The 11,923-nt window shown below is 71.1% G+C and carries 10 protein-coding genes; 9 read left to right on the top strand and 1 reads right to left on the bottom strand.

The window, feature by feature from the left end:
• Nucleotides 1-11: 11 nt before the first annotated feature.
• From pgeF to ACU6P3_RS07880, 5 genes are all read left to right on the top strand, one after another.
• Nucleotides 12-731, top strand: coding sequence for a peptidoglycan editing factor PgeF (gene pgeF / locus ACU6P3_RS07900; RefSeq protein WP_447196501.1), 720 nt, complete (start codon nt 12-14; stop codon nt 729-731).
• A gap of 3 nt (nt 732-734) precedes the next feature.
• On the top strand, nt 735-1,457 hold the full coding sequence (locus ACU6P3_RS07895; protein WP_447196500.1) for a YggS family pyridoxal phosphate-dependent enzyme: 723 nt from the start codon (nt 735-737) through the stop codon (nt 1,455-1,457).
• Between the two features lie 124 nt (nt 1,458-1,581).
• Nucleotides 1,582-2,193 (top strand): cell division protein SepF, encoded by a 612-nt coding sequence (locus tag ACU6P3_RS07890; protein ID WP_030745782.1) that lies wholly within the window; start codon nt 1,582-1,584, stop codon nt 2,191-2,193.
• A gap of 89 nt (nt 2,194-2,282) precedes the next feature.
• The gene (locus ACU6P3_RS07885; protein ID WP_030745779.1) at nt 2,283-2,579 is read left to right on the top strand and encodes a YggT family protein; all 297 of its coding nucleotides are present in this window, start codon (nt 2,283-2,285) and stop codon (nt 2,577-2,579) included.
• 49 nt (nt 2,580-2,628) lie between these two features.
• Nucleotides 2,629-3,849 carry a DivIVA domain-containing protein gene (locus ACU6P3_RS07880; RefSeq protein ID WP_447196499.1) on the top strand — a complete coding sequence of 407 codons (1,221 nt, stop codon included), beginning with the start codon at nt 2,629-2,631 and terminating at the stop codon, nt 3,847-3,849.
• Nucleotides 3,850-4,019: 170 nt separating this feature from the next.
• On the opposite strand, the gene ileS is transcribed toward ACU6P3_RS07880, so the two are convergent.
• The gene (ileS, locus tag ACU6P3_RS07875) at nt 4,020-7,172 is read right to left on the bottom strand and encodes an isoleucine--tRNA ligase (RefSeq protein ID WP_447196498.1); all 3,153 of its coding nucleotides are present in this window, start codon (nt 7,170-7,172) and stop codon (nt 4,020-4,022) included.
• 503 nt (nt 7,173-7,675) lie between these two features.
• Between ileS and ACU6P3_RS07870 the strand changes: the two genes are divergently transcribed.
• The 4 genes from ACU6P3_RS07870 (at nt 7,676) to ACU6P3_RS07855 (ending at nt 11,891) form a co-directional block, all read left to right on the top strand.
• The gene (locus tag ACU6P3_RS07870) at nt 7,676-8,590 is read left to right on the top strand and encodes an NADP-dependent oxidoreductase (protein ID WP_447196497.1); all 915 of its coding nucleotides are present in this window, start codon (nt 7,676-7,678) and stop codon (nt 8,588-8,590) included.
• A gap of 32 nt (nt 8,591-8,622) precedes the next feature.
• The gene (locus ACU6P3_RS07865; RefSeq protein ID WP_447196496.1) at nt 8,623-9,102 is read left to right on the top strand and encodes a MarR family winged helix-turn-helix transcriptional regulator; all 480 of its coding nucleotides are present in this window, start codon (nt 8,623-8,625) and stop codon (nt 9,100-9,102) included.
• 320 nt (nt 9,103-9,422) lie between these two features.
• Nucleotides 9,423-10,496 (top strand): alkene reductase, encoded by a 1,074-nt coding sequence (locus ACU6P3_RS07860; protein WP_447196495.1) that lies wholly within the window; start codon nt 9,423-9,425, stop codon nt 10,494-10,496.
• A 273-nt stretch (nt 10,497-10,769) separates the two neighbouring features.
• On the top strand, nt 10,770-11,891 hold the full coding sequence (locus ACU6P3_RS07855; protein ID WP_447196494.1) for a TraR/DksA family transcriptional regulator: 1,122 nt from the start codon (nt 10,770-10,772) through the stop codon (nt 11,889-11,891).
• Nucleotides 11,892-11,923 lie beyond the last annotated feature (32 nt).

Here is an 11,923-nt window from a genome sequence, read left to right as displayed (position 1 = left end):
CGCACGAGACCGTGTTTTCCACGAGTGGCGCGCACTTCGCCTTCACCGACCGGTGGGGCGGGGTGAGCGCCGCTCCGTATGACCGGCTCAACCTCGGCGGTGCGGTCGGTGACGACCCCGCCGCGGTACGGGCCAACCGTGAACTCGCGGCGAAGACCCTGGGCCTCGACCCGGCCCGGGTCGTGTGGATGAACCAGGTGCACGGCCGCGAGGTGGCCGTCGTCGAACAGCCGTGGACGGACGGTGACGTCCCCGCCGTCGACGCGGTCGTCACCGTCCGGCGCGAACTCGCCCTCGCCGTCCTCACCGCGGACTGCGTCCCCGTCCTGCTGGCCGACCCGGTCGCCGGGGTCGCCGCCGCCGCCCACGCGGGCCGGCCCGGCCTGGTCGCCGGGGTCGTCCCCGCCGCCGTCGAGGCCATGACCGGGCTCGGCGCCGAGCCGTCCCGGATCGTGGCCCGTACCGGGCCGGCCGTCTGCGGCCGTTGCTACGAGGTCCCCGCCGCGCTGCGCGACGAGGTCGCCGCCACCGTGCCGGCGGCTCGGGCCGAGACGAGCTGGGGCACTCCCGCCGTCGACGTCGTCGCCGGGGTGCACGCACAACTCGACGCGCTGGGAGTGGCGGACCGGCAGCGGTCCGCCGTGTGCACCCGCGAGTCCGACGATCATTACTCGTACCGCCGCGACCGCACGACCGGGCGGCTCGCCGGCTACGTCTGGCTGGACCGATAGCACATGACGACGGACCGCAGGGCCGAACTCGCCGCGAATCTCGCCGCGGTCGAGGAGCGCATCACCGCCGCCTGCGCCGACGCCGGCCGGGCGCGCGAGGACGTGACGCTCATCGTCGTCACCAAGACCTACCCCGCGAGCGATGTCCGGCTGCTCCATGAACTGGGCGTCCGGGACGTGGCGGAGAACCGCGACCAGGACGCCGCGCCCAAAGCGGCCGCCTGTGCGGATCTGCCACTTACCTGGCACTTTGTGGGGCAATTGCAAACGAACAAGGTACGTTCCGTGGCCGGTTATGCGGATGTCGTGCAGTCCGTTGACCGGATCAAGCTCATCTCCTCGCTGTCCGCGGCGGCCGAACGCACGGGGCGCGAACTGGGCTGTCTGATCCAGGTGGCGTTCGACGCCGGGTCCGGCGCGCGCGGAGAGCGCGGGGGCGTGGCGCCGGACGGGGTCGGGGAGTTGGCGGCGGCGGTGGCCGACGCGCCGGGGCTGCGGCTCGGCGGTCTGATGACCGTGGCACCGCTGGCCGGACCGTACGCGGGACGGCAACGGGCGGCTTTCGAACGGCTGGTGGAAGTCTCGTCCCGTATGCGCGTGGACCATCCTGCTGCGACCATGGTCTCGGCGGGGATGAGTGCGGACCTCGAGGAGGCCGTCCGGGCCGGGGCGACACATGTGCGCATCGGTACGGCGGTACTCGGAGTCCGACCCGGGCTCGGGTAACGTCGCGAAGCAAGTCGGACCACAGCAGAAAATATGGTCATTTCCGCCAAGAAGCGGGCAGACCCAGTGGATCGCGGGCACTTGGTGACGATGCCGATCCACCACAGAGCGGAGGACTCAGAGCATGGCCGGCGCGATGCGCAAGATGGCGGTCTACCTCGGCCTCGTGGAGGACGATGGGTACGACGGCAGGGGCTTCGACCCCGATGACGACTTCGAACCCGAGCCCGAACCCGAGCGGGACCACCGGCGCCACCAGCCGGTGCACCAGCCGGAGCGGGAGGAGCCGGTGCGTGCGGTCCAACCGCCCGCGCAGCGCGAGCGCGAGCCGGTTCCGCTAGCGGCGGAAAGTGGACGACCCGCGCGAATCGCACCCGTGGCATCTATCACACCCGACCGTCCCAGCCTGGAGAAGAGCGCACCGGTGATCATGCCCAAGGTCGTGTCCGAGCGGGAGCCTTACCGCATCACCACCTTGCACCCGCGGACCTACAACGAGGCCCGTACGATCGGGGAACACTTCCGCGAAGGCACCCCGGTGATCATGAATCTGACGGAGATGGACGACACGGACGCGAAGCGACTTGTCGACTTTGCCGCGGGACTTGTCTTCGGTCTCCATGGCAGCATTGAGCGCGTGACGCAGAAGGTGTTCCTGCTGTCTCCTGCTAACGTCGATGTCACGGCGGAGGACAAGGCCCGCATCGCAGAGGGCGGATTCTTCAACCAGAGCTGAGAGCAACACCGGGAACAACCCGGTCGGACGGCGGGAAAGGCCCGTCACGAGACCGGACAGAGTGGACCAGGGGAGAGGGAAGCAGCGGGATGGGCATCGCACTACAGGTGGTCTACATCGCGCTGATGTGCTTCCTTATCGTGCTGATTTTCCGGTTGGTCATGGAGTACGTCTTCCAGTTCGCGCGCTCATGGCAACCCGGCAAGGTGATGGTGGTCGTTCTGGAGGCCACCTACACTGTCACCGATCCACCGCTCAAGCTTCTGCGGCGGTTCATCCCGCCGCTGCGTCTCGGGGGCGTGGCACTCGACCTGTCCTTCTTCATTCTGATGATCATCGTGTACCTCCTGATCTCGCTCGTGAGCAATATCGCGAGGGGAATGTGAGCGATACGGTCCTGCCGGCTGCCGACGACTACGTAGAGGTGAAGTAGAGATGCCGTTGACCCCTGAGGACGTGCGGAACAAGCAGTTCACGACCGTCCGCCTCCGAGAAGGCTATGACGAGGACGAGGTCGATGCCTTTCTCGACGAGGTCGAGGCCGAACTGACCCGCCTGCTCCGTGAGAACGAGGACCTGCGCGCGAAGCTGGCCGCCGCGACGCGCGCCGCCGCGCAGAACCAACAGCAACAGAGCATGCGCAAGCCGCCCGAACCGCAGGAACGGCAGGGGGGCCCGGTGCCCGCCGCCATATCCGGACCGCCGCAGGGGCAGCAGCCTCAGATGGGTCCGCCGCAGTTGCCCGGTGGCGCGCCCCAGCTTCCCGCGGGACCGGGCGGCCACGGCCCGCAGGGTCACGGTCCCGGTCCGCAGGGGCAGCACGGCCCCGGTCCGATGGGCCAGGGCGGTCCGATGCAGCAGGGCGGCCCCATGGGTCAGGGCGGTCCCATGCAGCAGCAGGGCGGCCCGATGGGTCAGGGCGGTCCGGGCCCGATGGGTCAGGGCGGTCCCATGCAGCAGCAGGGCAACCCGCTCGGCGGCCCGATGGGCGGGCCCATGGGCGGCCACGGCGGTCCGCAGCTCCCGCAGCCCGGCCAGGGCGGTCCCGGCGGCGACAGCGCCGCGCGAGTGCTCTCGCTCGCGCAGCAGACGGCCGACCAGGCGATCGCCGAGGCGCGGTCCGAGGCCAACAAGATCGTCGGTGAGGCGCGCAGCCGCGCCGAGGGCCTGGAGCGTGACGCGCGCGCCAAGGCCGACGCGCTGGAGCGGGACGCGCAGGAGAAGCACCGTGTCGCGATGGGCTCCCTGGAGTCCGCGCGGGCGACGCTGGAGCGCAAGGTCGAGGACCTGCGGGGCTTCGAGCGCGAGTACCGCACGCGACTGAAGTCCTACCTGGAGAGCCAGCTGCGCCAGCTGGAGACCCAGGCGGACGACTCGCTGGCACCGCCGCGGTCCCAGCCGGCCGCCGCGTCGCTCCCGCCGTCGCCGGCCCCGTCCATGGCACCGGCCGGCGCCGGAGCGATGGGGCACAGCATGGGCGGCAACCCGTCCATGGGCGGCCACTCCGGTCCCTCGGGTCCGTCGTACGGCGGCCAGCAGCAGATGTCCCCGGCGATGACCCAGCCGATGGCACCGGTGCGGCCGCAGGCGCCGCAGCCGATGCAGCAGGCGCCGTCGCCGATGCGGGGCTTCCTGATCGACGAGGACGACAACTGACGAGGGCCCGCGACGTGTTCGCGTAGCCGTCGGCGGCGAAGTGTCGGGCCGGGCCCGGGGTGTGGAACCCCGGGCCCGGCCCTTGTCGGTGGCGCGAGGCTTTCGCGTGGCGGCGCGCTGTCGAACCGGTCCCGGGGCGGACCGTGGTGGGCCCGCCCCGGGCCGCCGCGTCAGGCCTTGCGGAGGCGGAAGGTGAGGGACAGGCCCTCGTCCTCGAACGGCTCGCCGTAGGTGTCGTCCGCGTCGGCCGGTGCGAAGGACGTCGCCAGGACCTCCTCCGAGATCAGCGCCGTGTGCTCCGTCAGCGCCTTGGCCGTCTCCTCGGACGGCGACGACCAGCGGACGTCGATCCGGTCCGCCACGTCCAGGCCGCTGTTCTTGCGGGCCTCCTGGATGAGGCGGATCGCGTCGCGGGCCAGGCCCGCCAGGCGGAGGGCCGGGGTGATCTCCAGATCCAGGGCGACCGTCGCGCCCGAGTCGGAGGCGACCGACCAGCCCTCCCGGGGCGTCTCCGTGATGATCACCTCGTCCGGGGCGAGCGCGACCGTCTCGCCGTCCACCGTCACCGACGCCGTACCCTCGCGCAGGGCCGCCGACAGGGCCGCCGCGTCCGTCTCGGCGATCGCCTTGGCCACCGCCTGCACGCCCTTGCCGAAGCGCTTGCCCAGCGCGCGGAAGTTCGCCTTGGCGGTCGTGTCGACCAGCGAACCGCCCACCTCGGACAGCGTCGCCAGCGCGGAGACGTTCAGCTCCTCGGTGATCTGCGCGCGCAGTTCGTCGGACAGCGTCTCGAAGCCCGTCACCGCGATCAGGGCGCGGGACAGCGGCTGGCGGGTCTTCACCCCGGACTCCGCCCGGGTCGCCCGGCCGAGTTCCACCAGCCGCCGCACCAGCGCCATCCGCGTCGACAGCGCCGGGTCGACGGCCGCCAGGTCGGCCTCCGGCCAGGTGGCCAGGTGCACCGACTCGGGCGCGTCCGGCGTGACCGGCACGATCATGTCCTGCCAGACCCGCTCCGTGATGAACGGCGTCAGCGGCGCCATCAGCCGGGTGACGGTCTCCACCACGTCGTGCAGCGTCCGCAGCGCGGCCTTGTCGCCCTGCCAGAAGCGGCGGCGCGAACGTCGCACGTACCAGTTGGAGAGGTCGTCGACGAACGCCGAGAGCAGCTTGCCGGTGCGCTGGGTGTCGTACGCGTCCATCGCCTGCGTGGCCTGGTCGACCAGCGCGTGCAGCTCGCTCAGCAGCCAGCGGTCCAGCAGCGGCCGGTCGGCCGGCGCCGGGTCGGCCTCGCTCGGCGCCCACCCGGACGTACGGGCGTACAGCGCCTGGAAGGCGACCGTGTTCCAGTACGTCAGCAGCGTCTTGCGCACGACTTCCTGGATCGTCCCGTGCCCCACGCGGCGGGCCGCCCACGGCGAGCCGCCGGCCGCCATGAACCACCGGACCGCGTCCGCGCCGTGCTGGTCCATCAGCGGGATCGGCTGGAGGATGTTCCCCAGGTGCTTGGACATCTTCCGGCCGTCCTCGGCGAGGATGTGGCCGAGGCAGACCACGTTCTCGTAACTGGACCTGTCGAAGACCAGCGTGCCGACGGCCATCAGCGTGTAGAACCAGCCCCGGGTCTGGTCGATCGCCTCGCAGATGAACTGCGCCGGGTAGCGCTTCTCGAACAGTTCCTTGTTCTTGTACGGGTAGCCCCACTGCGCGAACGGCATCGAGCCCGAGTCGTACCAGGCGTCGATGACCTCGGGCACCCGTACGGCCTCCAGCGAGCAGCCCTCGGCGGTGCAGGTGAAGGTCACCTCGTCGATGTACGGGCGGTGCGGGTCCAGCGACGATTGGTCGGTGCCGGTCAGCTCGGTCAGCTCGGCACGCGAGCCCACGCACGTCAGGTGGCCTTCCTCGCACCGCCAGATGGGCAGCGGGGTGCCCCAGTAACGGTTGCGGGACAGCGCCCAGTCGACGTTGTTGTCCAGCCAGTCGCCGTAGCGGCCGTGCTTGACCGAGTCGGGGAACCAGTTCGTCCGCTCGTTCTCCTCCAGCAGCCGGTCCTTGACGGCCGTCGTACGGATGTACCAGGACGGCTGCGCGTAGTAGAGGAGCGCGGTGTGGCAGCGCCAGCAGTGCGGGTAGCTGTGCTCGTACGGGACGTGGCGGAAGAGCAGGCCGCGATCGCGCAGGTCCTCCGTCAGCGCCTCGTCGGCCTTCTTGAAGAAGACCCCGCCGACCAGCGGCAGGCCCTCCTCGAAGGTGCCGTCCGGGCGCACCGGATTGACGACCGGCAGGCCGTAGGCGCGGCAGACCTTGAGGTCGTCCTCGCCGAAGGCCGGGGACTGGTGGACCAGGCCCGTACCGTCCTCGGTCGTCACGTAATCGGCGTTGACGACGAACTGGGCCTCCGCCGGGAAGTCGACGAAGGTGAAGGGGCGCTGGTAGGACCAGCGCTCCATCTCGCGGCCGGTGAAGGTCTCGCCCGTGGTCTCCCAGCCCTCGCCCAGCGCCTTGGCCACCAGCGGCTCGGCGACGACCAGCTTCTCCGTGCCGTCGGTCGCGACCACGTAGGTGACCTCGGGATGCGCGGCCACGGCGGTGTTCGACACCAGTGTCCACGGCGTGGTCGTCCACACCAGCAGCGCCGCCTCGCCCGCGAGCGGGCCGGAGGTGAGCGGGAAGCGGACGAACACGGACGGGTCGACGACCGTCTCGTACCCCTGCGCCAGCTCGTGGTCGGACAGCCCGGTCTGGTCGCGCGGGCACCAGGGCGCGACGCGGTAGTCCTGGACCAGCCGGCCCTTGCCGAAGATCTCCTTCAGCGACCACCAGACGGAGTCCACGTACTCCGGGTCCATCGTGCGGTACGCGTTGTCGAGGTCGGTCCAGTAGCCCATGCGGGTCGTGAGCTCGGCGAAGGCGTCGGTGTGCCGGGTCACCGACTCGCGGCACTTGGCGTTGAACGCGGCGATGCCGTACGACTCGATGTCCTTCTTGCCGGTGAAGCCCAGTTCCTTCTCCACCGCCAGCTCGACGGGCAGGCCGTGGCAGTCCCAGCCGGCCTTGCGGGCCACGTGGTAGCCGCGCATCGTGCGGAAGCGGGGGAAGACGTCCTTGAAGACGCGGGCCTCGATGTGGTGGGCGCCCGGCATGCCGTTGGCGGTCGGCGGCCCCTCGTAGAAGACCCACTCGGGGCGGCCCTCGGACTGCTCCAGGCTCTTGTCGAAGATCTTGCTCTCGCGCCAGAAGTCGAGCACGGCGTGCTCCAGCGCGGGCAGGTCGACCTGGGCGGGCACCTGGCGGTACTGGGGTGGGGTCTGCGATGTCATCGGGCGGCTTCCTCCGGCGGAACTGCGTCATCTCCGTCGGAGGGACGAGAGCTGCGCTCCCGCGGTACCACCCTCCTTGGCCCCGGGCAGGCGCTGCCCGTGGCCCCCTCATTGGGGTCGCGACGCCGGTTCTACTCACCCGGGTCCTGGTCGCACCCTGGCTTTCTTCCGGCGGCTCCGGGGTGATGCTTCACCTCGCGCTGTGCCCCCGGGCTCGCACCGTCCCCGGGTCGCTCATGGCCGCGTACGACGCTACTCGTCCCCATCCACGCCTCTCGCTCGGCCCAGTGTACGGGGCCGGGCGGACCGGGGCCGACCCGTTTGCGGCGGAGGCGGCGGGAGGTGTGCGTCAAACGATCCTTCACCCCTGGACGGGGTTGCCTCCGGGATCCCCCAGGGGTCTCCTCGGGAGTTACTTGGCTAGCCACATAATCGGTGCTACTTTTATGTGGCTGGCCACAGAAAGTGGCCGGCGCGATATGCGACTCGAGGAGACCACTGCCATGAAGGCCATTGTTTTCGACGCGTTCGGCGGCACCGAGGTCCTGCGCGAGGCGGAGATCGACATTCCTCGGCCCGGCCCCGGCCAGGTCCGTGTGCGGATACGGGCTGTCGGTGTCAACCCGGTGGACGGCAAGATCCGCTCCGGTGTCATGGAGGCCATCTTCCCCACCACGCTGCCCGCCGTGCCCGGCGGGGAGATCGCCGGTGTGGTCGACGCCGTCGGCGAGGACGTCGACCACCTGAAGGTGGGGGACGAGGTCCTGGGCTGGTCCGACACCGGCTCCTACGCCCAGTACGCCCTGGCGTCCGCGGCCGTCCTCGCGCCCAAGCCGGCCGGCCTGGACTGGGCTCACGCCGCCGCCCTGCCCGTGGCGAGCGACGGTGCCGAACGCGTGCTGGACCTGCTCGACGTCACCTCGGGTGAGACGCTGCTGATCCACGGAGCGTCCGGCGCGCTCGGCACCATCGCCGTCCAGCTCGCCGTCGCACGCGGCGCCCGCGTCATCGGCACTGCCGGAGCCGCCAACCAGGAGTACGTCACCTCGCTCGGCGCGACCGCGCTGGTCTACGGAGACAACCTGGTCCAGCGGGTCCGCGAGCTCGCCCCCGAAGGGGTGGACGCTGTCTTCGACGCCGCGGGCAAGGGCGCACTGGAGGACTCCGTCATCCTGCGTGGCGGCACCGACCGGATCGTCACCACCGCCGACTTCCGTGCCCGCGAACTCGGCATCGTCTTCGCCGAGGGTCCGCAGCGCCGTTCCGCCGCGCGGCTGGCCGAACTGGCCCAGCAGGCCGCCGACGGCACATTGGTGACCACGCTCAGCGCCACCTACCCGCTGGCGGACGCCGCCAAGGCGCAGCAGGCCAGCGACGCCGGCCACAACCGCGGCAAGCTCGTCCTCACCGTCAACTGACCGATCACCCCCACTCTTGTAAGGGAGCGGCAATGCCCGACACCACCTCATCGGAGCTGCCGAACGCGGCGCGCGACGGGCGATTGAGCTACGCCGTCTTCCAGCTCGCCCGCGCCCACCGCGCCCACGCCGCCGCCATGCTGCGCGCCCTGAACCTGCACCCGGGACAGGAGCTGCTGCTGATGCAGCTCTTCGACCACGACGGCCGGACACAGGCCGAACTGCTGGAGCGTGTCGGCCTCGACCACTCCACCGTCTCCAAGTCACTACGCCGCATGCAGGAGGCCGGACTGCTCACCCGGGAGCCCGCTCCCCACGACCGGCGGGTCATGGTGGTCAGCCTCACCGACGCCGGCCGCGCCCTGCGGGAGCCCATCGCCGACATGTGGCGCACCCTGGAGCAGATTTCCGTGCGCGACCTGACCCCTGACCAGGTCGAGATGTTCACCACGTGCGCGCACACCATCGAGAATTCGATCAGGGACCTCGGCCGACAGGCACCCACCAGGTGATGAGGCACTGCCAGGCGGCCCACTCGCCGGGCCAACCGCCTCCTGCCCCGAGCGGAGCCAGGGCGCCCCGAGGGCAGCCCTCGCTCCGCTCGGGGCGGCAAGAACCCTCCGCAGGACCCCTCGACCGCCGCGTACGAGTGGCGCATCGCCGCGGCGGTTGAGGAACGCACGTGTACGCACGCCGGCGCACCACGGGCCCGCCGGTGCCACATGGGCGCGGAACCCGCCGTTCCGGCCGGTGCGCGAGAACTGCCCGCAGAGCGGCCGGCGCCGCAGCCGGCCCATCTCTTCCATCCTTTTCCGCAAGCAGGGAGATTCCCATGACGAACGCGTTCACCCCGATCGATGTGGCCGGCCGGTCGCTGGCCAACCGCGTCGTGATGGCGCCGATGACCCGCAGTCGGGCCTACGGACCGGGAGCCACCGCGACCGACCTGATGGCGACCTACTACAGCCAGCGCGCGAGTGCGGGCCTCATCGTCACCGAGGGAATCCAGCCCTCCGCAGTCGGTCAGGGATACCCCGACACCCCGGGCCTGCACTCGCCGGAGCAGGTGGCCGCCTGGCGCAAGGTCACCGACTCCGTCCACCTCAACGGCGGCGTGATTTTCGCGCAACTGATGCACACCGGCCGCATCGGCCACCCCAGCCTGCTTCCCGAAGGACTGAGCCCCGTCGCCCCTTCGCCCGTCGCCGCCGAGGGCCAGGTCTTCACTCACCAGGGACCGATGGACTTCGTCACCCCGCGAGAGCTGGACGCCGACGCCATCACCCGCACCATCACCGACTTCACCGACGCGGCACGCAAGGCGATCGACGCCGGCTTCGACGGCGTGGAGATCCACGGTGCCAACGGCTACCTGATCCACCAGTTCCTCGCACCCAATGCCAACCGGCGCACCGACGACTGGGGCGGCGACGTCACCGGCCGGGTCCGCTTCGGCCTGGAAGTGGCCGCCGCCGTCGCGGAAGCGATCGGCAGCCACCGCACCGGCTTCCGCATCTCGCCCGGCAACCCCTACAACGACATCGCCGAGACGGACGCGGCAGACGTGGAGAACACCTACACCACCCTGGTCAGCCGGCTCGGCGATCTGAACCTCGCCTATCTGCACATGATCGAAGGCGCCGACCCGACACTGACCACGCGCCTGCGCAAAACCTGGCCCGCCACGTTCATCCTCAACCCGTTCACCCACCCCGAGCCCACCGGCCCGGACGCCCTCGGCCTCATCCAGGACGGCACCACGGACATGATCGCCTTCGGCGCGCTGTTCCTCGCCAACCCCGACCTCCCCGCCCGGCTGGCCGCCCATGGCCCCTACAACACACCGGACCCCTCCACCTTCTACGGCGGCGACCACCACGGCTACACCGACTACCCGCGTCTGTAAGACGTGCCGTAGCCCGCCGGGCTCTCCCGTTGGTCCCGGTGGCCGTCGACGCACCCCAGCCGCCGGAGGTGCCGTACAGCCGAACGTATGACCCGAATGGTCACACCGGCCGTTCCGGAGTTCACGGTGGTCCGGCGGCGGATTACCCGGCGGGGAGCTGGGAACAACGGAGGCAGGCTCGTCTTGTCACGCTGTGGGGGAGGGCCGGACCGGCGGCGTGCCCCGTTGCCGCGGGGCTGGTGTCGATTTATCGTCCCAGCACGATTCGCGAGCGTGATCACCACATGTGAAGGGGCCGCGGTGATGGTGGCGAAGAAGACCGCCGCGAAGAAGACGACCGCGGCACGGAAGGCGGCGACGGAGCGCGGCGCGGCGAACACGGCGCGTGCCCCGGCGCACGGCGCGGCGGACCGCGGCGCGAAGAAGGCGGCGGCGGAGAAGGCGCCCGGGAAGAAGCCCTCCGCGAAGAAAGCTCCGGCGAAGAAGGCCCCGGCGAAGAAGCCGGCGGTCAGGTCCGGGAAGACGGTGGCGAAGAAGACGGCTCCGGCCAGGGCGGCACCGGCCGAAGCGGCGCCCGCCGGGGAAACCGCGGCCGGGGGCGGCCGGAAAGCCCCGAGAGCCCCGAAGACCCCGGCGGCGCCGAAGACCTCGACGCCCGCCACGGGCCCGAAGGGATCGAAGGTCACCACGAACACGCCGACGCGGACGGCGGTCGAGGAGGCTGTGGCGAAGAAGGCCGGGGTGCGGAAGGCGCCGGCCCGCACGGCGGCCGGGCGTACGTCCGCGGCCAGGAGGACGGCGGCCCGCGCGGCGGGCACCGGCGGAACCGCGAAGCAGGCCGCGCCCGCGGCCGAGGGGGCGGCCCAGGCCGCGGAAGAGACGGGAGCCAGGACTGTGGGAATCAAGAAGACCACGGGCGGCGACAGCGCCGCGGCCGGCCGGCGGACCTCGGTGGCCGGGACGGCGGTGCCCACGGCACGGGCCGGCGCGGCGCCCCCGGAGGAACTGGCCGTCCGGCCCGAGGAGGATCCGTGGACCCCGGAGGAGGTCATTGAGGCACGGACCGAGCTGGAGAACGAGCTCCACCGCCTGGCGGACGAGATCGCCTCGTCCGAGACCGCTCTCGCCGGGCTGATGCGCGACTCCGGGGACGGCGCGGGCGACGACGACGCGGACACCGGCACGAAGAACATCACGCGCGAGCACGAGATGGCGCTCGCGGCCAACGCGCGGGAGATGCTGGAGCAGACCGAACGGGCGCTGCTGCGGCTCGACGCCGGTACGTACGGCCTCTGCGAGGTCTGCGGGAATCCGATCGGCAAGGCCCGGATGCAGGCGTTCCCGCGCGCCACGCTCTGTGTGGAGGACAAGCAGAAACAGGAACGTCGAGGCTGAGCGCGCGGAGGTGTGACGTACCCTCGTGCTTC

It is taken from the genome of Streptomyces hebeiensis, from assembly GCF_052983195.1.
The sequence above is the reverse complement of the archived record's forward strand: the minus strand, read 5'-3'. Positions and strand labels throughout refer to the sequence as shown.